The sequence below is a fragment of the Sphingomonas oryzagri genome (assembly GCF_029906645.1).
GTDB classification, from domain to species: domain Bacteria; phylum Pseudomonadota; class Alphaproteobacteria; order Sphingomonadales; family Sphingomonadaceae; genus Solisphingomonas; species Solisphingomonas oryzagri.
In genome coordinates this window covers 2,500,327-2,520,996 of record NZ_JARYGZ010000001.1, presented here as the reverse complement: position 1 = coordinate 2,520,996, position 20,670 = coordinate 2,500,327, and the positions used below count along the sequence as shown (strand labels likewise).

Here is a 20,670-nt window from a genome sequence, read left to right as displayed (position 1 = left end):
CCAGGAAACTTGATTGGGGGCTTTTCTGGGGGCCTTTTTATTTGCGCAAGATAAATAATCTAATAATATCAACATATTATGCGGGTGATTGGATGCCTCTTCTGGCACCATTTACGCTAGGGCTTTGCTGTCCCTAGACGATCTTGGAATATCCCGTTTCTCGTTCAGAGGTATTTGGCGAATTCGCCGAGCTTGGCGAGTTCGGCGCGTGTCTCGCTGGGCAGCGGGCCGATCAGATCCTCGAGATGATGCTCGATATGATCGGTGACGAGCAGCGTTTTCGTCTTTTCGAGAGCGGAGACGACCGCCTGCATCTGCTGGGCGATCAGCAGCCCCTCGCGCCCTTCGGCCAGCATGTCGATGATCTTCGCGAGGTGCCCATGGGCACGCCGCAGCCGGTTCAGCATCTCGGGGTTGGCGGCGTGGCTCATCGGGCGGGGGTCCTTTCCTCACGGGAGGGTATGCCAGCCCGTAAACGCGACATAGAGACCGACGCACAGGATGACGAGGCCACTGGCATAGGGCGCCTTGCGCACGAGTGAGCCGAAGCCCGAGAACGTCCTTTCCGCATATTTCACGCTCATCGCGGCGATGACGCCCGAGGCGACCATGGTGAGGGCGAGGCCGATGCTGAAGCACAGCACCAGCACCGAGCCGAGCGCGATGCGCTTGAGCTGGAGGCAGAGCAGCAGCACGGTGATCGCGCCGGGGCAGGGGATGAGCCCGCCGGTCAGGCCGAACACCACGATCTGCCCCGTCGTTACCTCGCGGCCGGCGAAGCGGCGGCGGATGTCTTCGGCGTGCTGGCGCTCATGGGCATCCTGGTAGCCGCCGTCAGTCACGTCGAGGACGTGATCGAGCGTCTCCCGCTCGTCGTGCCGGTGGGGTTGATGATCGTGATCATGGTCATGGTCATGCGGATGATCGTGGTCGTGGTGATGCCCGTGGTCATGATCGTGATCGTGATCGTGCGCATGGAGCTGTTCGCGCCGGGTCTGCCAGATCATCCAGAGCGCCACGCCGACGATCAGCAGGCCGGAGGCGAATTGCAGATAAGGTTCTACGCTCGCCGGGCTTAATCCCTGGAAGAGATAGACGCCGCCCAGCGCCACGATCCAGACGACGGCCGTATGGGAGACCGTCGCGGCAAGGCCGAGCAGGATCGCCTGCTTCACCGTCCCCCGGACGGCGACGATGAACGCCGCCATCATGGTCTTGGAGTGGCCGGGTTCAAGACCGTGCAGCGCACCGAGAAGGATGGCGCTCGGGATGAAGAGCCAGGCGTGCGCAGCGCTCTGCTGCAGGAGATCGGTAAGTGAAGTCATCAGCCATGGCTAGCATCGATTCGATCACATTCCTATCCCCCTAGAGGGGATATGTCGCCACGTGGCACTTTCGGCGGAAACGCGCTCGACCACGATGATGGCAAGGCGGCGTTGACCGAAAGCTCGCCGAGGCGGGCGGAAAGTCGATCGTCAACGCGATCATCCCGTTCCGCGGGCTGGTACGCGAGATTTCGGGTGCGGCGCCCGCCCAGCGCCGGCTCAACGACGCGGTCGATGCCGGTCTCGCGCGGCGCGGCTTCCTGCGCGGCCTGCAGAGCGCGCGCCGCTGCAAGGGGTGACGGGCGAGGGGGCGGTTACGCACCGCCCCCTCGCACCATCGATCAGCTGCGGATGAACGCCAGCAGGTCGGCGTTGATCACGTCGGCATGGGTGGTCGCCATGCCGTGCGGATAGCCTTCGTAGCTCTTCAGCGTGCCGTTCTTCAGCAGCTTGGCGGAAAGCGGGCCGGCATCGGCATAAGGCACGATCTGGTCGTCGATGCCGTGCATCACCAGCACCGGCACCTCGATCGCTTTCAGATCCTCGGTGAAATCGGTCTCGCTGAACGCCTTGATGCAGTCGTAATGCGCCTTGGCGCCGCCCATCATGCCCTGCCGCCACCAGTTGCGGATCACGCCTTCGCTGATCTCCGCACCCTCGCGGTTGAAGCCGTAGAAGGGGCCGGTCGGCAGATCGAGGAAGAATTGCGCGCGATTGGCGAGCAGGGCGGCGCGCAGACCGTCGAAGACCTCGATCGGGAGCCCGCCCGGATTGGCATCGGTCTTGAGCATGATCGGCGGCACCGCGCCGATCAGCACCGCCTTGGCGACACGGCCCGGCTCGGCCCGCGCGACATAATGCGCGACTTCGCCGCCGCCGGTCGAATGGCCGATATGGACGGCATTCTTCAGGTCCAGCGCGCGTGCCAGCTCGATGACGTCGGCGGCGTAGGTGTCCATCTCGTTGCCGGTGTCGGTCTGGCTCGATCGGCCGTGGCCGCGCCGGTCGTGCGCGATCACGCGATAGCCTTCGCCGAGGAAGAACATCATCTGCGCGTCCCAGTCGTCCGCGCTCAGCGGCCAGCCGTGGTGGAAGACGAGCGGCTGCGCGTCCTTCGGCCCCCAATCCTTGTAGAAGATGGTCGTGCCGTCCTGCGTGGTGATCGTGCCCATCGTGCGACTCCCTCGTTGCGAAGCCGGAACATATCACGCGAACGATGACTGTCCCACGATGTCAAAGGGGCGGCGGGCAGATTCTCCGTGCACCCGCTCCCGCTTCGGGGATAGAGCGCGGGGCATGACCGAACGGCCCCGCATCGTCTCGCTCCTGCCCAGCGCCACCGAGATCGCCTGCGCGATCGGCTTCGGGGACGCGATCGTCGGGCGCAGCCACGAATGTGACTGGCCGCCGGCCGTCTCCGCGCTGCCGCCGGTCACCGCGACCAAGCTGGAGAAGGGCCTCGTCTCGATCGAGATCGAGCGGCGCGTGCAGCAGATCGTCGCGTCCGGCCTGTCGGTCTACGAGGTCAATGCGCCGCTGCTTCGCGCGCTCCGGCCAGACGTGGTGCTGACCCAGACGCACTGCGCGGTCTGCGCGGTCACCCCGTCCGATCTCGACGAGGCGCTGTCCGACTGGACCGGCACCGCGCCCGATCTCGTCAGCCTCGCGCCGGATGACATGGGCGACGTGTGGGGCGATTTCGCGCGGGTCGGCAAGGCGCTGGGAGCGGAAGCGCAGGCGGAGGCGGTGGTCGCCGATCTCAAGGCGCGGATCGCGGCGGTGTCGGCGCGCGTCGCCGGTCTCGCCAAGCCGCGTGTGGCGGCGATCGAGTGGCTCGATCCGCTGATGGTCGCCGGCAACTGGGTGCCCGAGCTAGTCGCGGCCGCCGGTGGTGAGAATCTGCTCGCGGTGCCGGGGCAACATTCGCCGTGGCTGGAGTGGGACGACATGATCGCCGCCGATCCGGACCTGATCGTGCTGATGCCCTGCGGCTTCCGCATCCCGCAGACGCTCGCCGAACTGCCCACGCTCGCCACCGATCCGCGTTGGCAGGGGCTGCGCGCGGTGCGCGAGGGGCGGGTCTATGCCATCGACGGGCAATATTTCTTCAACCGGCCCGGCCCCCGCCTCGTCGAATCGACCGAGATGCTGGCCGAAATCTTCCATCCCGGCGTCGATTTCGGGCACGAGGGCACCGGCTGGGTCCGGGTGAAACAGGAGAGCTTCGCGTGAGCGTCACCATCTACGGCATCAAGAATTGCGACACGATGAAGAAGGCGCGGACGTGGCTGGACGATCATGGCGTCGCCTATGATTTCCACGACTACAAGGCCTCCGGCATCGGCCGGCCGGAACTCGACACGTGGGTGGCCGAGCATGGCTGGGAGACGGTGCTCAACCGCGCCGGCACCACCTTCCGCAAGCTGCCGGACGCCGACCGCGAGGGGATCGACGCCGAAAAGGCGATCGAGCTGATGCTGGCCCAGCCCTCGATGATCAAGCGGCCGGTGCTCGATCTCGGCGGGCATACGCTGGTCGGCTTCAAGCCGGAACGCTACGAGGCGGCCTTCGCCTGATGCCCGTCGCGCTCCCCTGGCCGGACACGCCGATCGCGCGGGTCGAGGCGCTGGCGCTGGTCCAGACGCTCAACGCCGATCTGCTCAGCCACGACAGCGCGACGCTGACGCTCGATCGCTGGTGCGCCGATCACCGGCTCGCCGATCCGGGCGCCAAGGTGGTGGCCGAGCGCGTGCGGGGGCAGGACAAGCCCGCGACGGCGGAGGTGCGCGCCGCGCTGCGCGTCGATGCGGCGACGCCGGTCGCCTATCGCAGCGTCCGCCTGCGGTGCGGGGATCATGTGCTGTCGGAAGCGGACAATTGGTACGTGCCCGCCCGGCTCACCCCCGACATGAACAGGGCGCTGGAGACGAGCGACGTCGCCTTCGGGCGCGCGGTGCAGGCGCTGCATTTCTCCCGCCACACGCTCGCCGCGACCCTGCTCTGGTCGCCGCTGCCGGCGGGGTGGGAGATGAGCCGCCTGCCCGGTCCGCCACACGGGACCACGCCGCTCGCCATCCCACACCACGTGCTGGAGCATCGCGCGGTGCTGGCGACGCCCGACGGCACGCCGTTCAGTCTGGTGGTGGAGGACTATACCGCCGCCATCCTCGACTTCCCGCCGCCCGCAGGCTAGGCCTCCCGCCCATGTCCACCACCTTCACGCTCGACACCTCGACGAGCCGCGCGCACCCGACGCCGGCGCCGATGAAGCGGCTCACCGTGCCGGCCATCGGCCAGCGCAAGGGCGGCCAGCCGATCGTCATGCTCACCGCCTACACCGCGCGCATGGCGCAGCTGCTCGATCCGCATTGCGACGTGCTGCTGGTCGGCGACAGTCTGGGGCAGGTGATCTACGGCCTGCCTTCCACGCTGCAGGTCACGCTCGACATGATGTGCGCGCATGGCGCGGCGGTGGTGCGCGGCTCCTATCATTCGGTCGTCATCATCGACATGCCGTTCGGCAGCTACGAGCAGAGCCCCGAACAGGCCTTCGCCTCGGCCTCGCGGATCATGGCGGAAACGGGCGCGGCCGGCGTCAAGCTGGAGGGCGGCGAGGCGATGGCGCCGACCGTCGCCTTCCTCGCCCAGCGCGGCATTCCGGTATGCGGCCATGTCGGCCTCACCCCGCAGGCGGTTAACGCGCTCGGCGGATACGGCGCGCGCGGCCGCAGCGCGGAGGAGGAGGCCAAGATCCTTCGCGACGCGAAGGCGATCTCGGATGCCGGTGCCTTCCTGCTGGTGATCGAGGGCGTGGTCGAGCCGATTGCGGCGAAGATCACCAGGGAGGTCACCTGTCCGACGATCGGCATCGGCGCGTCGGTGGAATGTGACGGGCAGGTGCTGGTGATCGACGACATGCTGGGCATGTTCGAGCGCACCGCGCGTTTCGTGAAGCGCTATGACGATCTCGCCGGCCGCATCGCGTCCGCGGCCGAGAGCTATGCCGCCGAGGTGCGCTCGCGCGCCTTTCCCACCGCGGCCGAGACATACGCCCCCAAGTAGCTGTTCCGTTCGGCCCGACTCATCGCTAAGGTCCGCCGAATTTTGAGGGCGCGCACGCCCTGCTGGAGAATTTGATTGGCACTCACGCCCGTGAACAACGAAGCCTTCATCCGCGAAGTGGACGAGGAAGTCCGCCGCGAGCAGACGGCGAAACTGGCCCGCCGCTATGGCGTGATCGTCGGCGTGATCGTGCTGCTGGCGCTCGCCGCCTTCGGTGGCACGCTCTGGTGGCGCGCCCACCAGGCGTCGGTCGCCGCGGAGCGTGGCGACGCGTTCATGGCCGCGATGGCGTCGATCTCCGGCGGCAAGGACGATGATGCGAAGAAGCAGCTCGCGACGATCGCCGGCAGCGGGGCGGAGGGCTATGCGCCGCTTTCCCGTATGCTCCAGGCGGACCTGCTGGTGCGCGAGCGCAAGGACAAGGAGGGCGCCGACGCCTTCCTGAAGCTGTCGCAGGATGGTTCGGTGCCGCAGCCGCTGCGCGATGTCGCGCTGGTGCGCGCCACCACGATCCAGTTCGACACGCTGCCGCCGCAGCAGGTCATCGACCGGCTGAAGCCGCTCGCGCAGACCGGCAATCCGTGGTTCGGCAGCGCCGGGGAGATGACCGGCCTCGCCTGGATGAAGCTCAACCAGCCGAAGAAGGCGGGCGAACTGTTCGTGGCGATGACCAAGGACAAGAGCGTGCCGGCCTCGCTGCGTATGCGCGTGGGGCAGCTCGCGGCGGATCTCGGCTACGAGGCCGTTCAGCCTCAGGACATGCCGGCCTCGTGATGGAAACGGGCGATCGGACGGGATTGATGAATCGTATGATGGGGCGGAACGGCATGAATTATGGGCGTCGGGTATCGATCGCGGGCACGCTCGCGGCGGCGATGCTGCTGACGGGCTGCAGCGTCTTCAAGGGCCATGGCGACAAAGGCCCCAAGACGGCGGTGCTCGGCGAACGCATCCCGGTGCTGACGCAGGAAAGCAGCGCGGGCACCGACGCCTCGATTGCCGCGACCCCGGTGGCGCTGCCCCCGGCGGAGGTCAACGCGAACTGGACGCAGCCCGGCGGCAACGCGCAGAAGGCGATGGGCAACCTCGCGCTCGGCGCCACGCCCACCCGCGTGTGGGACGTCAATCTCGGCAAGGCGGGCAAGGACGAGCGGCTCGCCGCGACGCCGGTGATCGCCGATGGCCACCTCTTCGTCATCGACGCGCAGGCCCGCGTTCACGCGTATGACGCCCAGTCCGGCCGCGAGCTGTGGGCAACCCAGCTCAAGGCCAAGCCCGGCCCCAAGTTGAAGCAGGCGGGCGTGATGGGCTTCATCGGCATGAAGGAGGAGAAGCATTACAGCCGCTCCCTCTTCGGCGGCGGCGTCAGCTACGAGGGCGGCAAGCTCTACGCGACCAGCGGTCTCGGCGAAGTGGCGCAGATCGACGCGGCGACCGGCAAGCTCGGCTGGCAGGTGACGCCGGGTGGCCCGCTGCGCGGCTCGCCCTCGATCGCCAACGGCTCGGTCTACGTGATGAGCGCCGACAACCAGATCTTCGCGCTGAACGAGACGGACGGCAGCACCCAGTGGACTGCCTCCGGCCCGCTGGAAACGGCGGGCGTGTTCGGCACCGGCGCGCCCGCGATCGCGCGCGCCACGGTGATCGCCGGCTTCTCCTCGGGCGATCTCGACGCCTATCGTTACGAGAACGGCCGCGTCGTGTGGCAGGACGCGCTGACCCGCACCTCGATGTCCACCACCGTGGGCGACGTCACCGACATCGATGCCAGCCCCGTCGTCGATGAAAGCCGCGTCTATGCGGTGGGCGCGGGCGGCCGCATGATCGCGCTCGATCTCGTCACCGGCCAGCGGCTGTGGGAAGTGAATATCGGCGGCATCTCGACGCCCGCGCTTGCCGGTGACTGGCTGTTCGTGGTCGCCGACGACGCCAAGCTCTATTGCATCGAGCGGACTACGGGCAAGATCCGCTGGACCACCCAGCTGCAGCGCTGGAAGAAGGAAAAGAAGAAGACCGGCATGATCTTCTGGAGCGGCCCGGTGCTGGTCAACGGCCGCCTGGCGCTGACCAATTCGCTGGGTGGCCTCGGCTACGTCTCGGCGACCGACGGCAAGCCGATCGGCGTCGAGAAGGCCGCCAAGGCCCCGTTCACGCTGCCGCCGGTGGTGGCGAACAACACGATGTACCTGCTGTCGAGCGACGGCCGCCTGTCGGCCTGGCGGTAAGATACGCGAGGCCCTCTCCCGCATGTTGCGGGAGAGGGCTATGATTCCGGCCATGATCGGCCCTAAAGGAGCCGCATGGCCAAGCTGCCCACCGTCGCCATCGTCGGCCGACCCAATGTCGGCAAATCGACCCTGTTCAACCGCCTCGTCGGCAAGCGCATCGCGCTGGTGGACGATCGCCCCGGCGTGACCCGCGACCGGCGCGAGGGCGATGCCGATCTGCTCGGCGTGCCCTTCCGCATCGTCGACACCGCCGGCTTCGAGAGCGACGACCCGCAGAGCCTGCCGGGCCGGATGCGCGCGCAGACGGAAGCCGCCGTCGCGCAGGCCGACGCCGCCATCTTCATGATCGACGCGCGCGCCGGCGTGACCCCGCTCGACGAGACGGTGGCGCAATGGCTGCGCGGCTCCGACACGCCGATCGTGCTCGCCTGCAACAAGGCGGAGGGCAAGGCCGCCGAGCCGGGCATCATGGAGAGCTTCGCGCTGGGCCTCGGCGATCCGATCGCGCTGTCCGCCGAACATGGCGAGGGCATGGGCGACCTGTTCACCGCTTTGCTCCCCTATATCGACCGCCAGGATTTCGAGGAGGAGGAAGAGGATGAGGACGATCCCGACCGCATCCTGAAGCTCGCCATCGTCGGCCGCCCCAACGCGGGCAAGTCCACCCTGGTCAACCAGTTCCTGCAGGAAGAGCGGATGATCACCGGGCCGGAAGCCGGCATCACCCGCGATTCGATCGCGGTCGACTGGATGTGGCCGTCGCCCGAGGGCCGGTTCCGCGAGGTCCGCCTGATCGACACCGCCGGCCTCCGCAAGAAGGCCAAGGTGGAGGACAAGCTGGAGAAGCTCTCCGCCTCCGACACGATGCGCGCGGTGGATTTCGCCGAGGTGGTCGTGCTGCTGCTCGATGCCACGCGCGGGCTGGAGGCGCAGGACCTGCGCATCGCCGACCATGTGCTGCAGGAAGGCCGCGCCCTCGTCATCGCGCTGAACAAATGGGATGTGGCGGAAGGCCAGTCCGCCCTGTTCAACGGCGTGAAGGCCGCGCTGGAGGAGGGGCTGGCGCAGGTGAAGGGCGTGCCGCTGATCGCCGTCTCCGCCGCCACCGGCAAGGGGCTGGACCAGCTTCTCGGCGCCGCGTTCGAGACGCGCGATGCGTGGAGCAAGCGCGTCTCCACCGGCCAACTCAACCGCTGGTTCGAGAAGGCGATCGAGAAGAACCCGCCGCCCGCGCCCGGCGGCAAGCGGATCAAGCTGCGCTTCATCACCCAGGCCAAGACGCGGCCGCCCGGCTTCGTGCTGTTCGGCACGCGCGTGGACGAGCTGCCGATGAGCTACCAGCGCTACCTGATCAACGGCATCCGCAAGGAACTGGGCTTCGGCGCGGTGCCGGTACGCCTGACGCTGCGCGCGCCGAAGAATCCTTTCGGGGACAAGAAGGGCGAGTGAGCGAGCCGCTGCTGCTCGACCTTCGCGGGTTGCGCTGCCCCTGGCCCGCCATCCGCGTTGCCCGAGCGATTCGCGAGGGCGGGCCGGAGGCGCCCGATATACTCGCCGTGGCCGACGATCCGGTCGCGCCGCGCGAAATCGGCGCGGTGGGGGAGGAGCGGGGATGGTCCGTCACCCCCGAAAACACGCCGATCGGCCCCGGACTTCGACTATCCGCTAGGACGCGGTAACCTTCCTTTTACCCGATGGGGTGCATAGCCCGATCGTTAGTGTTGCGGGTGAAAGGGGTCGCCGCCGTGGCTATGGGAGCCGCCGAACTGGTCGATTGGGGCGTGTTCGCACGCGTCCGTACGGAACTGGGCTCCGGTTTCGTGCGCATTCTCGGCTATTTCCGCGAAGACGGGGTCAAGTCCGTCGATCAGATCGAACAGGCGATCCGCGACCGTTCGGCCGCCGCTTTGGTGCTGCCGGCGCACACGCTGAAGGGCGAATCGCGCCAGTTCGGCGCGGTGCCGCTCGCCGAGCTGGCCGAGGTGATCGAGATGACCGCGCGTCGCTGCGTGGAAGCCCGCGAGACGCCGGACGAGCTGATCGAGAAGGTGGTCGAGCTGCGCCCGCTGTTCGACGCGACGCTCCGCCTGTTCGACCGCGAGGTGAACCCGATCGTCGAGCGTCGTCCGGGGCCGGGCGGTTTCGGTCGCAAGCCGGCGGGCAGCTTCGGCATGGCCCAGCGCTGACAGGCGGAAGATCCAGGCAACGAAAAAGGCCGGCCCCGAAAGGGAGCCGGCCTTTTTGTTTTCTCACTCCCCTCCCTGAAAGGGAGGGGGCGGGGGTGGGTTCGCCTGAGGCGGGCGCGTCGGTGTGCTGAACAGAACCCACCCAAACCCCTCCCTTTCAGGGAGGGGCTCAACGACCTCACGCTCCCGCGCTGCTCTCGCCCTCGCCGGCTGCCTTCGAGTTCAGCTGGATGTAGTTCTGGATGCCCATCAGCCTGATCAGATCGAACTGCTTGTCGAGGAAGTCGACATGCTCCTCCTCGCTGTGGAGGATGCGGCCGAACAGATCGCGGCTGACATAATCCTGCACGCTCTCGGCATGGGCCATGCCCTCGCGCAGCGTCGGGATCGCCTCGTCCTCGAGCGCCATGTCGCCCTTCAGGATCTCCTCGACGCTCTCGCCGATGCGCAGGCGGCCGAGCAGCTGGAAGTTGGGCAGGCCGCCGAGGAAGAGGATGCGCTCCGCCAGCCAGTCGGCATGCTTCATCTCGTCGATGGATTCGTGACGCTCGTAATCGGCGAGCTTCTGCACGCCCCAATTGTCGAGCATCCGATAGTGCAACCAATATTGGTTGATCGCGGTCAGCTCGTTCTTGAGCGCCAGGTTCAAGAGTTCGATGACTTTCGCGTCACCCTTCATCGGAGCCTCCTTGGTTCAGAAGGCCCCATTACTCTTCGCGGGACTGGAAACCCAGCGCGAACGACTCGCGCAAGTCATTCTCAGGCGGCGTCCGCCTGCTCAGAGGCGATCAGCTGGCGGGCATAGGGCACGCACTGGCCGCAGCGCGGGCGGCAGCCGAGCGAGGCGTAGGCCGACAACGGATCCCGGCAGCCCGAACGGGCCGCCTCGCGCACTTCGCGTTCCCGCAGAGCATTGCAGACGCAGACGACCATTCGTGCCCTCTCCCGTGGAGTCGGATCAGGGTATAAGGATATTGCAAGCCAATCTCAATATCAGATTGAGGCGGCCGCCTCGGTTCGGCGCATCGGCTGCATCCCTCCGCGCGCCAGCGATCGCCACGCCCATTCGAGCGGCCCGTAGCGGAAGCGGGCGAGCCACCACGGGCTCCACAGCAGCATCAGCCCCCACACGGCGAACACGATCGGATAGAGCCACACCCGCTCGATCCGCGCGAACAAGCCGACGCCCCAGCCATAGAAAAGGAACGTCATCAGCAGGCTGGTGCCGAGATAGTTGCTGAACGCCATCCGCCCGACCGCGCGCAGGCGGGGGCGATCGCGCACCGTCAGCCAGGCCAGCGCCAGCGCCGCGAGAGACAGCGCGAGGATCGGGCGGAACGGCACGCCGCACAGCGTCGCGGCGGCGAAGGTGGTCAGCGTCTCGAAGCCCGAATGGATGCAGAGCCAGCACAGGGCGATTACCGGCGGCAGGCCGATCGCGAAGCCGATCGCCGACCAGCGGAGATATCGCCGCCGCTCCCATTTGGCCGTGAGGAAGCCCGATTTGAGCCCGGCCATGCCGATCAGCATGAAGGCCAGCGTCTCCGGCCCGTCGAAGCAGAGCAGGACGGGGATGAACGGAAACTGCTCGGCAATGCGATGGGCGGCGATGCCGCCCCACGATCCCCGCATCCGCGCGATCTCGGCGGAGAGGTGGCGGGCGTCGCTCACGCCCACACCGTTGGCGAAATCCTGCCACGCTGCGATCTGCGCCTGGCTCGCACCCGGCGCCATCGCGGCGTCGCGCAGCACCAGGAAGCCCGAGAAGAAGATCAGCTGGATCGCCAGCTGCGTGACCAGCAGCAGGATCGCGAGGCGCACCAATTGGCTCGGCTTCAGCAGCGTGAACGGCAGCGCGATGATCCCGACCAGCGCATAATGGAGCAGGATGTCGCCCGACCAGACCAAAGCGAGGTGCGCCGCCCCGAACAGCAGCAACGTCGCCATCCGCGCCAGATGCAGGCGCGCGCCGCTCAGCCCGGCGGCCTCCGCGCGCTCGACCACGATCATCGTCGAGGCGCCGAACAGGATCGAGAAGAGGGCGCGCATCTTCCCGTCTACAGCCACGAAGTTGATCGCCCAGATGGCGAGATCGGCGGGCGCCGTGCCGCCGCCGGCCATCGGGTTGAAATAGGCGCCGGTGGGAAGCGCGAAGCCGGCGATGTTCATCAGCAGGATGCCCATCACGGCAAGGCCCCTGAGGCCGTCGATGCTGCCGTGGCGGTCGGTCACGATCCGGACCTGTCCTGCCCATGCGATGCCGTCAAGCGGGGCCGTCAAGCGGGCGGGGGAACAGGAGGGGCGCCCGATCGGTTGAGTCGGCCAACATCATCCGCCCCGTTTCCAAGGAGTTTTCCATGGCAACCGCCACCGATACCCCCAGCAAGGCCACTGGCGCCAAGGCCAACGGCACCCCGATCAAGGCAAACGGCAGCAAGGCGCCGGCCCGTGCCCGCAAGGCGTCCGTCAAGTCCGCGAGCAAGACGGCGGCCCCCAAGACCGCGCCGAAACGCGCCGTCCGCAGGCCGGCCGCGCCGAAAACGACGCTGGAGAAGGTCTCCGCCCGCGTCACTGCCGCCGAGAAGAGCGTGGCGCACGCCGCGAGCGAGACCGCGCACGCGATCAAGGCGGCCGCCGATCATGCGATCGAGGCGGCGCATGTGCCCGATACGGCGAAGGGCATCGTCGCGAGGGTGCGCGCCGCGCCGGCCCGCCTGCGCAAGGCGGTGACGCCCGCGAGCAAGCCCGCCCCGCGCAAGGGCGCGACCGGCAAGGCGGCGACGGCGCGCAAGCCCGCGTCCAAGTCCTCCGCATCCAAGTCCAAGGTCGGCACCGGCACCGTTCTGGGCGTCGCGGCGGCGGGCCTCGCGGTCGGCATCGCCGCCAATCTCGGCCGCAAGGCGGCGGTGCAGGCGCCGAGCGTGATGGCCGGCGACTGGCTGGAGGCCTTGAAGGCCGAGCACAAGGCGGCGCTGGCAATCCTCGACAAGCTGGCCAGATCGACGCCCGAGCAGCCCGCCAAGCGCACCCTGCTGCTCACCCAGCTCAAGCACGCGCTCGGCAAGCACGCCTTCACCGAAGAGAATGTGATCTACCCGGCGCTGCGGGAATGGGGAGACAAGGCCGATGCCGATGCGCTCAACCACGAGCAGGGATACCACAAGCAGTATCTCTACGAGCTCGACACCATGGACAAGGCGGCGCCGGAATTCGCCCAGAAGATCGCCGATTTCCGCGCCGACCTGAACGCCCATATCCGCGAGGAGGAGGACAAGATCTTCCCCAAGATCCACGCCGGCCTGGACGAGGCGAAGAACAAGGCGCTGACCGCGGCGGCCAACCGCGAGGGGTTCAAGCTGGCGTGAGGCAAATCCTCCCCAAGCTTGCTTGGGGAGGGTTCAACAGAGACACGTGTCTCTGTTGAACGCCGAAGGCGGTGGAGGGGGTCGGCGATAGCCGATAAGTCCTGACGTATCAGGCGCCCGGCTTTTCCCTCCACCATTTGCTGCGCAAATGGTCCCCCTCCCCACGCTTCGCGCAGGGAGGAAGAGTTCGCGCTTGACAAAACGAACCAATAAGGATATAAGTCGCCGCGTCTTTCGAACCCGTTGCGCACCGGGGTCGAGGGGCGGGAACCGGGGCGGGGCGTTCGCGCATCGACCCGGCGGCCGGCGCGAAGTCATCCGGTTCAAGTCGATGCTTCGCACATGAGTAAACCAAGGGATCGGCGTTCTGACGGCCATGCCATCGTGCCAGCGACGGAAGGCCCAGTCGATCCATCGAAGCCTGGACGCGGCTTTCCATACCCGCACTCGCTTACCCAAGCCGTCCAGCACCGGGTGCCGTTGGCGCGGACGCGCCGGCCGTGATTTCCCCCTGTCCTGATTTCGGAGTCGAGGTGCGTCCGGCGCTCTTCTCCCCCTCCCTGAAAGGAAGGGGGCGGGGGTGGGTTCGCCCGAGGCGGGCGCATCCGTGATACGGAAAGTGACCCACCCCAACCCCTCCCTTTCAGGGAGGGGCTTACGCGGCTCACGCCAGCGCGGCGTCGGCGCCCATCAGCGTCGGGAAGAAGCCCTCGTGCGCGCGGCGGAGCCACGGGATAGTAATTGCGTGCCGGCCTTCCCACTGAATCAGTTGCGGCTCATCGCTGTTGACCACGCCGATGACATGATGGGGTAAATCGTTCTCAGCCAGCAAACTGAGCAGAGCTTCAGAATTGTTGGTCGCCACGACGTACCGGCCCTGATCTTCACCAAACATCGCAGCGGGCGAAAGTGGCAGGTCACGGTCCAATTTTAGCCCCTTATCGGATGCCAAGGCCATCTCCGCGAGGGCCACCATGAGGCCGCCATCCGATACGTCATGCACGGCCGTAACAAGACCGGCGTCGATCGCTTTCCGGATTGCTTCACCGTGCTTACGCTCGAGCGCCAAATCGACTGGCGGCGGGGAGCCTGCCTCGGAGCCATGAATCTCGCGCAGCCACAGCGACTGGCCAAGGTGGGTAGGCCAATCTCCGATCAGCCAAAGATCGTCGCCATCGTTGGCTGAGCCGATCGTCGCGCTCTTCGACCAATCCGCCAGCAGCCCGATCCCGCCGATCGCCGGCGTCGGCAGGATGGCGCTCCCCCCGCCCGTCGCCTTGCTCTCGTTGTAGAGGCTGACGTTGCCGCTCACGATCGGGAAGTCGAGCGCGCGGCAGGCGTCGCCCATGCCTTCGAGGCAGCCGGTCAGCTGCGCCATGATCTCGGGGCGCTGCGGGTTGGCGAAGTTGAGGCAGTTGGTCACCGCCAGCGGCGTCGCGCCCACCGCCGACAAATTGCGGTAGCATTCGGCGATCGCCTGCTTGCCGCCCTCATAAGGGTCCGCATAGCAATAACGCGGCGTGCAGTCGGTGCTGATCGCGATGCCCTTGTCCGTCCCGTGGACGCGCACCACCGCCGCGTCGCCGCCGGGGCGCTGCACCGTGTCGGCGCCGACCATGTGGTCATACTGCTCCCAGATCCAGCGGCGCGAGGCGAGGTCCGGCGAGGCCATCAGCTTGAGCAGATCGGCGGCGATGTCGGTCGACTCGGGAATGTCGCCGAGCGGCTTCACGCCCGCCCACGCTTTGTATTCCTCCTTGGAGACCGACGGCCGGTCGTAGAGCGGCGCCTCGTCGGCGAGCGGGGCGAGCGGGATGTCGCACACCGTCTCGCCATTCCACTTGAGGATCATGTGGCCGGTATCGGTGACGTGGCCGATCACCGCGAAATCCAGCTCCCACTTGCGGAAGATGGCCTCGGCGAAATCCTCGCGGCCGGGCTTCAGCACCATGAGCATCCGCTCCTGGCTCTCGCTCAGCATCATCTCGTAGGGGGTCATGCCCTCTTCGCGCTGGGGCACGGCGTTCATGTCGAGTTCGATGCCGACGCCGCCCTTGCTGGCCATCTCGACCGAGGAGGAAGTGAGGCCGGCAGCCCCCATGTCCTGAATGGCGACGATCGCGTCGGAAGCCATCAGCTCCAGGCACGCCTCGATCAGCAGCTTCTCGGTGAAGGGATCGCCCACCTGCACGGTCGGGCGCTTCTCCTCGCTCTTCTCGTCGAAGTCGGCCGACGCCATCGTGGCGCCGTGGATGCCGTCGCGGCCGGTCTTGGAGCCGACATAGACGATCGGATTGCCGATGCCGGACGCCGCCGAATAGAAGATCTTGTCGGTATCGGCGATGCCCACCGTCATCGCGTTGACGAGGATGTTGCCGTCATAGGCCTTGTGGAAATTGACCTCGCCGCCGACGGTGGGGACGCCTACGCAATTGCCGTAGCCGCCGATGCCGTGGACGACGCCCGCGATCAGGTGGCGCATCTTGGGATGGTCCGGCCGGCCGAAGCGCAGCGCGTTCATGTTGGCGATCGGCCGCGCGCCCATCGTGAAGACGTCGCGCAGGATGCCGCCGACGCCGGTCGCGGCGCCCTGATACGGCTCGATGTAGCTCGGGTGGTTGTGGCTCTCCATCTTGAAGATGGCGGCCTGCCCGTCGCCGATGTCGACCACGCCGGCATTCTCGCCGGGGCCGCAGATCACCTGCGGGCCGGTGGTGGGCAGCTTCTTCAGATGGATGCGGCTGGATTTGTACGAGCAATGCTCCGACCACATCACCGAGAAGATGCCGAGTTCCGTGAGGTTCGGCTCCCGGCCCAGCGCGTGCAGGACGCGGCTGTATTCATCCTCGGAAAGCCCGTGCTGGGCGACGATCTCGGCGGTGATCTGGCTCATGCGCGCGCCCTAGCGCGAGAGGGGAGGGGGGGCAAAAGAAAAAGGCCGGCGGGGTGCCCCGCCGGCCTCGTGATTCGGTTCGCTGCCGCGATTACTCGCTGTCGCAGGCCTGCTTGTCCTTGCCCGGCATGGTGACGTCGACCGAGGCCGCAGTCGCCGTGCCCGACACGGTGTAGGCGCCGTCGGCGGTCTTCATCGGCTGGCCGGCGGCGTCCGCCTTGGCGACGGTCGCGCGGGTATCCGGCTTCGGATGCACGCCGACGCTCTTGCCGTCCGAGTAGAAGTCCAGCGTGATCACGCTGTTGTCCTTGCAGCGGAAGGTCTTGGTCGCGCTGATCGACGGCGGCAGCTCGACCGGCGCGGCGTTGGCCACCGCGGTCTTCATGTCGTCGCCGTCATCCGGGTGGATCGCGGTCGGCTTGGAGTTGCAGGCCGCGAGCGAGAGCAGCGGCATGATGGCCAGCGCCGTGAAGGCGCGCATACGGGAGGAGGGGGTTCGCATAGCGAGCTCGCTGATCGCGCATCCGAATTGTTAACGTCAAGACCGGATATGCGGCGATGCGGCATTTTTAATGTTACAACATGTTGCGGGATTGGCATTGCGCGACACAAAGCAAAGCTGCGTTGCGGCTCGTTGCGCCGCCGCCTATGTCCATGGCCATGACATCCAGCATCGCGCCCGACGCGCTCGCGCTCATCGGCAACACCCCGCTCGTGCGGCTCTCCGCCCCCTCGGACGCCACCGGCTGCGAGATTCTCGCCAAGTGCGAGTTCATGAACCCCGGCGGATCGGTGAAGGACCGCGCCGCGCTCTATATCGTGGAAGATGCCGAGGAGCGGGGCCTGCTGAAACCCGGCGGCACGATCGTCGAGGGCACGGCCGGCAATACCGGCATCGGCCTGGCACTGGTCGCCAACGCGAAGGGCTACAAGACGATCATCGTCATTCCCGAGACGCAGAGCCAGGAGAAGAAGGACACGCTGCGCGCGCTGGGCGCCGAGCTGGTCGAGGTGCCCCCGACCGCCTATTCGAACCCCGCCCACTACGTCCACACCTCGCGCCGGATCGCGGAGGAGACGGAGGGCGGCTTCTGGTCCAACCAGTTCGACAACACCGCCAACCGCATGGCGCACATCCGCACCACCGCGCAGGAGATATGGGCGCAGACCGGCGGGCGGATCGACGGCTTCACCTGCGCGTGCGGCACCGGCGGCACGCTGGCCGGCACCGGCCTCGGCCTCAAGGAGCATGACGAGACCGTGACGATCGCGCTCACCGATCCCCATGGCGCCTCGCTCTACAGCTATTACCAGTGCGGCGAGCTGGCGGCGGAGGGCAATTCGGTGGCCGAGGGCATCGGCCAGAGCCGCATCACCGCCAATCTCGACGGCGCGCCGATCGACGCGCAGTTCCGCATTTCGGATGAGGACGGGCTGCACTGGGTCCACCAGCTGCTCGCGACTCAGGGGCTGCATGTCGGGCTGTCGTCCGGCATCAACGTGGCGGGCGCTGTCGCGCTGGCGAAGCAGATGGGGCCGGGCAGGACGATCGTCACGATGCTGTGCGATTCGGGGATGCGCTATCTGTCCACGCTGTCCAATCCGGAGTGGCTGCGCGCCAAGGGGCTTGCCGTGCCGCCATGGCTGGAGCCTCGGTGACGGCTCCGCTACAAGGCGGTATGGTCGAAACGCAGGATCAGCCGCGCGAACATCGTGACGTGGTGATGCAGCGCGTGCGCGTGGGCCTCACCGGCCTTGCCGCGGTGTTCCTGCTGACCCTGCTCGCTGCCTCGATCTTCAGTTTTCTCGGCCAGGACGACCATTCGATCAAGCTCGCCAACGGGGCGGTGGTCGCCAACGTTCAGGCGCCGCCCGAGCCGCCCAAGGAGCCGCTTGCCGAACTGGGCGTCGCGCCCGGCGCCAATACGCCGAAGCCCGCCCCGACGATGCCGCCGCCGCAGATGACCGGCAATCCGCCGATGCTGACGCTCAGCCCGCCGGCGCCGGTGCTGTCCAACCAGTCCAACAGCGCGGCGCCCGCGGGGCACTGAGCGCTGGATCCTTCCCCGCCAGGGGGAGGTGGCGGCCGTTGGCCGTCGGAGGAGGCGGGCGGTGATGTCGCCGCTATCGTCCCTCCATCTTCCCCTTCCGTCACGCTCCGCGTGCCACCTCCCCATGGCGGGGGAGGATCACGCCGCTGAGTCGCGCCTTCGCGACCCCATCAGTGTGCCTCCACCGGTCCCGCCGCCGCCCCGGCCGGGCGAATGCGTCCACATCCGCACACATAGTTATCCACAGGCGATCCCCAAGAACAAATCGGGAAATGTGGCCTATTCGCGCGGTATCGACTTCCCGCTTCGACCAAACTCTACCCAAGAAATACACAGCCGACCCATGTTTACCCCATACAGTGGTATTGAAACCCCAACGGCACCCATGTTAGGTCCGTGACCGTCCGCAAGGGGGCCCGCGGGGAGCGAGGGTCTCAGGATTGCGGAACGGCGACAGAGGGACGTGTCGCCAAACGGGGCTTTCGGGTTGGACATCGGCCACATCTTTCAAGGCCATGCGCTGAACGCGGTGGACGCGAAGGGACGGGTGTCGGTGCCGGCCAGCTTCCGGACGCTCATCGAAAAGCGCGCCCTCGCCAACGCCCTCGATCCCGAGAACGCCCTCAAGATCGGCGAGCACAAGAGCGGCGACTGCCTGTGGGCGCTCGATGCCGTCGCCTCCGCCGAGATCGATATCCAGCTCGCCGCCAGCGTCGCGGAGCTTCCCGCCGCCGAACGCATGGATAAGCTGGAAGAGCTGGCGATGGACGCGCATGGCGGCCTCGAGCGTGTCACCTTCGACGGTGCCGGCCGCATGGTCCTCTCCCCCATGCTGCGCGAGTTCGGTCAGATCGAGGATCTCGCCTTCTTCGTCGGCGCCGGCCTGACCTTCCAGATCTGGAACCCCCGCATCGCGATGGAGCGCCTCCCCGAGACGTCGCGCGTGCGCAAGCCGCTCGCCTTCCTGCTGAAAGAGCGGGGGATCGTGCTGTGAGTGAAGCGCCTCACATCCCGGTCCTGCTCGACGAGGTTCTGGCGGCGCTGGCCGTGCAGCCCGGCGAGACGCATGTAGACGGTACGTTCGGCGCCGGCGGCTATACCCGCGCGATTCTCGCGGCGGGTGCCGCGAGGGTCTACGCCTTCGATCGCGATCCCGATGCCATCGCCGCCGGCCGTGTGCTGGAGGCTGAGAGCGGTGGCCGGCTGGTACTGGTAGCGGAGCGTTTCTCGCGCATGGGCGAGGCCCTGGCCGAGCGCGGCGTCGGTCAGGTCGACGGCGTGACGCTCGATATCGGCGTCTCCTCGATGCAGCTCGATCAGGCCGAGCGCGGCTTCTCCTTCCAGGGCGACGGCCCGCTCGACATGCGGATGAGCCAGGAGGGCGAGAGCGCCGCCGACTTCGTCAACACCGCCGACGAATCGGTGATCGCCGACGTGCTCCATCATTATGGCGAGGAGCCGCGCGCCCGCCGTATCGCCCGCGCCATCGTCGCCGCGCGTCCGCTCGCCCGCACTGGCGAGCTGGCCGAGGTGGTGCGCCGCGCGGTCGGCCATCATCCGGGTATGCCCAAGGATCCCGCGACGCGGACCTTCCAGGCGATCCGGATCCACCTGAACCGCGAGCTGGACGAGCTGGACGAGGGCCTCGCCGCCGCCGAGGCGCTGCTGAAGGATGGCGGCCGCCTTGCCGTGGTGAGCTTCCACAGTCTCGAGGATCGCATGGTGAAGCGCTTCCTGACGGCGCGCGGCAAGCCCGCGCCGGCCGGTTCGCGCCATCGCCCGCAGGCCGGCGCCGCCCGCCCGCAGAGTTTCGAGTCCGTGTCGCGTGGCATCCGTGCGGGCGAGGCCGAGACCCGCCGCAACCCCCGTTCGCGCTCGGCGACGCTCCGCGCCGCCACCCGCACCGCCGCTTCCGCCTGGCCCCGTGAGGCCGCTCCACCTGCCCAAGGATCCCGTCGATGACGATCGCCACCCGTTTCAAGACCGTCAGCTGGTCGGCCGTCGCCGGCGCTGCGGCGCTGGGCTGCTATCTCGTCTCGCTGCAGGTCGCGGCCGAGCGGGCGAAGGTGGCGGACACCGAACATGCCCTGCTCACCGGGCAGCAGGATATCCGCGCGCTCACCACCGAACTCAATACGCGGAGCCGACTGGTGCAGCTGGAGCGGTGGAACGCAGACGTCCTCTCGTTGACCGCGCCCAAGGCGCGCCAGTATCTGGCGGGTGAGATGCAGCTCGCCTCCCTGTCCACCACCGCGCCCGCCCCGAATGCGGACGCTGCCCCCGACGCATCGGGCCTCCAGGCTGCGCCGGCGGTGGCGGCTGTGGCCTATCGCAAGGTGGTGGATGCGCCGGCGACCCGGCTGGTTCATTCGGTGTCGCTCGATCTCGATGCGCCGGCGCAGCGGCCCGTCCTGCAGCGTGCCAGCCTGACGATCCCGAGCGACCAGGTGGTCGCCTATCTCGACCGGGGCGGGAAGTCCCGCCGGCCGTGACGACGGCCACCATAACGCGCCCCGATCGGGTCCGGCTTGCCGACAAGCGCCAGCAATCGCTGGCGCTT

General features: G+C 67.6%; 23 protein-coding genes and 1 pseudogene. 16 read left to right on the top strand and 8 right to left on the bottom strand.

Going from position 1 to position 20,670, the window contains the following annotated elements; genetic code table 11:
• Positions 1 to 164: 164 nt before the first annotated feature.
• Positions 165 to 431: a metal-sensing transcriptional repressor gene (locus tag QGN17_RS12145; RefSeq protein ID WP_281044745.1), complete on the bottom strand. Its 267-nt coding sequence runs from the start codon at positions 429 to 431 to the stop codon at positions 165 to 167.
• A gap of 18 nt (positions 432 to 449) precedes the next feature.
• Entirely contained in the window at positions 450 to 1,325 is an 876-nt protein-coding gene (locus QGN17_RS12140; RefSeq protein ID WP_281044744.1) for a nickel/cobalt efflux transporter, read from the bottom strand.
• 119 nt (positions 1,326 to 1,444) lie between these two features.
• On the opposite strand from QGN17_RS12140, the pseudogene QGN17_RS12135 reads away from it, so the two are divergent.
• A pseudogene (locus QGN17_RS12135) lies at positions 1,445 to 1,624 on the top strand (hypothetical protein); the annotation flags it as partial.
• 42 nt (positions 1,625 to 1,666) lie between these two features.
• On the opposite strand, the gene QGN17_RS12130 reads toward QGN17_RS12135, so the two are convergent.
• Positions 1,667 to 2,497: an alpha/beta fold hydrolase gene (locus QGN17_RS12130; RefSeq protein ID WP_281044743.1), complete on the bottom strand. Its 831-nt coding sequence runs from the start codon at positions 2,495 to 2,497 to the stop codon at positions 1,667 to 1,669.
• 124 nt (positions 2,498 to 2,621) lie between these two features.
• On the opposite strand from QGN17_RS12130, the gene QGN17_RS12125 reads away from it, so the two are divergent.
• From QGN17_RS12125 to QGN17_RS12085, 9 genes are all read left to right on the top strand, one after another.
• On the top strand, positions 2,622 to 3,557 hold the full coding sequence (locus QGN17_RS12125; RefSeq protein ID WP_281044742.1) for a cobalamin-binding protein: 936 nt from the start codon (positions 2,622 to 2,624) through the stop codon (positions 3,555 to 3,557).
• A complete protein-coding gene (locus QGN17_RS12120; protein ID WP_281044741.1) occupies positions 3,554 to 3,901 on the top strand; it encodes an ArsC family reductase in 348 nt (115 codons plus the stop codon). Before QGN17_RS12125 ends, QGN17_RS12120 begins: the two co-directional genes overlap by 4 nt.
• On the top strand, positions 3,901 to 4,518 hold the full coding sequence (locus QGN17_RS12115; protein WP_281044740.1) for a hypothetical protein: 618 nt from the start codon (positions 3,901 to 3,903) through the stop codon (positions 4,516 to 4,518). The genes QGN17_RS12120 and QGN17_RS12115 overlap by 1 nt, the downstream gene beginning before the upstream one ends.
• Positions 4,519 to 4,529: 11 nt before the next feature.
• Positions 4,530 to 5,387, top strand: a complete 858-nt coding sequence (gene panB / locus QGN17_RS12110; RefSeq protein ID WP_281044739.1) for a 3-methyl-2-oxobutanoate hydroxymethyltransferase — start codon at positions 4,530 to 4,532, stop codon at positions 5,385 to 5,387.
• Positions 5,388 to 5,462: 75 nt separating this feature from the next.
• Entirely contained in the window at positions 5,463 to 6,161 is a 699-nt protein-coding gene (locus tag QGN17_RS12105; protein WP_281044738.1) for a tetratricopeptide repeat protein, read from the top strand.
• A 53-nt stretch (positions 6,162 to 6,214) separates the two neighbouring features.
• Positions 6,215 to 7,612: an outer membrane protein assembly factor BamB family protein gene (locus QGN17_RS12100; RefSeq protein WP_281044737.1), complete on the top strand. Its 1,398-nt coding sequence runs from the start codon at positions 6,215 to 6,217 to the stop codon at positions 7,610 to 7,612.
• 75 nt (positions 7,613 to 7,687) lie between these two features.
• Complete coding sequence (gene der / locus QGN17_RS12095) at positions 7,688 to 9,064, top strand: ribosome biogenesis GTPase Der (protein ID WP_281044736.1); 1,377 nt, start codon at positions 7,688 to 7,690, stop codon at positions 9,062 to 9,064.
• Entirely contained in the window at positions 9,061 to 9,294 is a 234-nt protein-coding gene (locus tag QGN17_RS12090) for a sulfurtransferase TusA family protein (protein ID WP_281044735.1), read from the top strand. Before der ends, QGN17_RS12090 begins: the two co-directional genes overlap by 4 nt.
• A 72-nt stretch (positions 9,295 to 9,366) precedes the next feature.
• On the top strand, positions 9,367 to 9,801 hold the full coding sequence (locus QGN17_RS12085) for an Hpt domain-containing protein (RefSeq protein ID WP_390902695.1): 435 nt from the start codon (positions 9,367 to 9,369) through the stop codon (positions 9,799 to 9,801).
• 178 nt (positions 9,802 to 9,979) lie between these two features.
• Here QGN17_RS12085 and bfr read toward each other — a convergent pair whose 3' ends face one another.
• The 3 genes from bfr to QGN17_RS12070 form a co-directional block, all read right to left on the bottom strand.
• Positions 9,980 to 10,480, bottom strand: a complete 501-nt coding sequence (gene bfr / locus QGN17_RS12080; RefSeq protein ID WP_281044733.1) for a bacterioferritin — start codon at positions 10,478 to 10,480, stop codon at positions 9,980 to 9,982.
• An 80-nt stretch (positions 10,481 to 10,560) separates the two neighbouring features.
• On the bottom strand, positions 10,561 to 10,734 hold the full coding sequence (locus tag QGN17_RS12075; protein WP_022688425.1) for a (2Fe-2S)-binding protein: 174 nt from the start codon (positions 10,732 to 10,734) through the stop codon (positions 10,561 to 10,563).
• 60 nt (positions 10,735 to 10,794) lie between these two features.
• On the bottom strand, positions 10,795 to 12,033 hold the full coding sequence (locus QGN17_RS12070) for a DUF418 domain-containing protein (protein ID WP_281044732.1): 1,239 nt from the start codon (positions 12,031 to 12,033) through the stop codon (positions 10,795 to 10,797).
• A gap of 125 nt (positions 12,034 to 12,158) precedes the next feature.
• Between QGN17_RS12070 and QGN17_RS12065 the strand changes: the two genes are divergently transcribed.
• Entirely contained in the window at positions 12,159 to 13,166 is a 1,008-nt protein-coding gene (locus QGN17_RS12065) for a hemerythrin domain-containing protein (RefSeq protein ID WP_281044731.1), read from the top strand.
• A gap of 664 nt (positions 13,167 to 13,830) precedes the next feature.
• On the opposite strand, the gene purL is transcribed toward QGN17_RS12065, so the two are convergent.
• Both purL and QGN17_RS12055 read right to left on the bottom strand, forming a co-directional pair.
• A complete protein-coding gene (purL, locus tag QGN17_RS12060; RefSeq protein ID WP_281044730.1) occupies positions 13,831 to 16,059 on the bottom strand; it encodes a phosphoribosylformylglycinamidine synthase subunit PurL in 2,229 nt (742 codons plus the stop codon).
• Positions 16,060 to 16,150: 91 nt separating this feature from the next.
• Positions 16,151 to 16,561: a hypothetical protein gene (locus QGN17_RS12055; RefSeq protein ID WP_281044729.1), complete on the bottom strand. Its 411-nt coding sequence runs from the start codon at positions 16,559 to 16,561 to the stop codon at positions 16,151 to 16,153.
• A 158-nt stretch (positions 16,562 to 16,719) separates the two neighbouring features.
• Between QGN17_RS12055 and QGN17_RS12050 the strand changes: the two genes are divergently transcribed.
• The 5 genes from QGN17_RS12050 (at position 16,720) to QGN17_RS12030 (ending at position 20,602) form a co-directional block, all read left to right on the top strand.
• Positions 16,720 to 17,718, top strand: a complete 999-nt coding sequence (locus QGN17_RS12050; protein WP_281044728.1) for a cysteine synthase A — start codon at positions 16,720 to 16,722, stop codon at positions 17,716 to 17,718.
• Positions 17,700 to 18,110 carry a hypothetical protein gene (locus QGN17_RS12045; RefSeq protein WP_281044727.1) on the top strand — a complete coding sequence of 137 codons (411 nt, stop codon included), beginning with the start codon at positions 17,700 to 17,702 and terminating at the stop codon, positions 18,108 to 18,110. Before QGN17_RS12050 ends, QGN17_RS12045 begins: the two co-directional genes overlap by 19 nt.
• Before the next feature lie 487 nt (positions 18,111 to 18,597).
• On the top strand, positions 18,598 to 19,104 hold the full coding sequence (locus QGN17_RS12040; RefSeq protein WP_281044726.1) for a division/cell wall cluster transcriptional repressor MraZ: 507 nt from the start codon (positions 18,598 to 18,600) through the stop codon (positions 19,102 to 19,104).
• Positions 19,101 to 20,072, top strand: a complete 972-nt coding sequence (gene rsmH / locus QGN17_RS12035) for a 16S rRNA (cytosine(1402)-N(4))-methyltransferase RsmH (RefSeq protein WP_281044725.1) — start codon at positions 19,101 to 19,103, stop codon at positions 20,070 to 20,072. The genes QGN17_RS12040 and rsmH overlap by 4 nt, the downstream gene beginning before the upstream one ends.
• Positions 20,069 to 20,602 (top strand): hypothetical protein, encoded by a 534-nt coding sequence (locus tag QGN17_RS12030; protein ID WP_281044724.1) that lies wholly within the window; start codon positions 20,069 to 20,071, stop codon positions 20,600 to 20,602. Before rsmH ends, QGN17_RS12030 begins: the two co-directional genes overlap by 4 nt.
• The last annotated feature ends 68 nt before the right edge of the window (positions 20,603 to 20,670 follow it).

Excerpts from the sequence above, each read along its gene's own strand:
- QGN17_RS12145 (WP_281044745.1), bottom strand. The coding sequence starts at position 431 with ATGAGCCACGCCGCCAACCCCGAGATGCTGAACCGGCTGCGGCGTGCC.
- QGN17_RS12140 (WP_281044744.1), bottom strand. The coding sequence starts at position 1,325 with ATGACTTCACTTACCGATCTCCTGCAGCAGAGCGCTGCGCACGCCTGG.
- QGN17_RS12130 (WP_281044743.1), bottom strand. The coding sequence starts at position 2,497 with ATGGGCACGATCACCACGCAGGACGGCACGACCATCTTCTACAAGGAT.
- QGN17_RS12125 (WP_281044742.1), top strand. The coding sequence starts at position 2,622 with ATGACCGAACGGCCCCGCATCGTCTCGCTCCTGCCCAGCGCCACCGAG.
- QGN17_RS12115 (WP_281044740.1), top strand. The coding sequence starts at position 3,901 with ATGCCCGTCGCGCTCCCCTGGCCGGACACGCCGATCGCGCGGGTCGAG.
- panB (WP_281044739.1), top strand. The coding sequence starts at position 4,530 with ATGTCCACCACCTTCACGCTCGACACCTCGACGAGCCGCGCGCACCCG.
- QGN17_RS12100 (WP_281044737.1), top strand. The coding sequence starts at position 6,215 with ATGAATTATGGGCGTCGGGTATCGATCGCGGGCACGCTCGCGGCGGCG.
- der (WP_281044736.1), top strand. The coding sequence starts at position 7,688 with ATGGCCAAGCTGCCCACCGTCGCCATCGTCGGCCGACCCAATGTCGGC.
- QGN17_RS12085 (WP_390902695.1), top strand. The coding sequence starts at position 9,367 with ATGGGAGCCGCCGAACTGGTCGATTGGGGCGTGTTCGCACGCGTCCGT.
- bfr (WP_281044733.1), bottom strand. The coding sequence starts at position 10,480 with ATGAAGGGTGACGCGAAAGTCATCGAACTCTTGAACCTGGCGCTCAAG.
- QGN17_RS12075 (WP_022688425.1), bottom strand. The coding sequence starts at position 10,734 with ATGGTCGTCTGCGTCTGCAATGCTCTGCGGGAACGCGAAGTGCGCGAG.
- QGN17_RS12065 (WP_281044731.1), top strand. The coding sequence starts at position 12,159 with ATGGCAACCGCCACCGATACCCCCAGCAAGGCCACTGGCGCCAAGGCC.
- purL (WP_281044730.1), bottom strand. The coding sequence starts at position 16,059 with ATGAGCCAGATCACCGCCGAGATCGTCGCCCAGCACGGGCTTTCCGAG.
- QGN17_RS12055 (WP_281044729.1), bottom strand. The coding sequence starts at position 16,561 with ATGCGAACCCCCTCCTCCCGTATGCGCGCCTTCACGGCGCTGGCCATC.
- QGN17_RS12050 (WP_281044728.1), top strand. The coding sequence starts at position 16,720 with ATGACATCCAGCATCGCGCCCGACGCGCTCGCGCTCATCGGCAACACC.
- QGN17_RS12045 (WP_281044727.1), top strand. The coding sequence starts at position 17,700 with ATGGCTGGAGCCTCGGTGACGGCTCCGCTACAAGGCGGTATGGTCGAA.
- QGN17_RS12030 (WP_281044724.1), top strand. The coding sequence starts at position 20,069 with ATGACGATCGCCACCCGTTTCAAGACCGTCAGCTGGTCGGCCGTCGCC.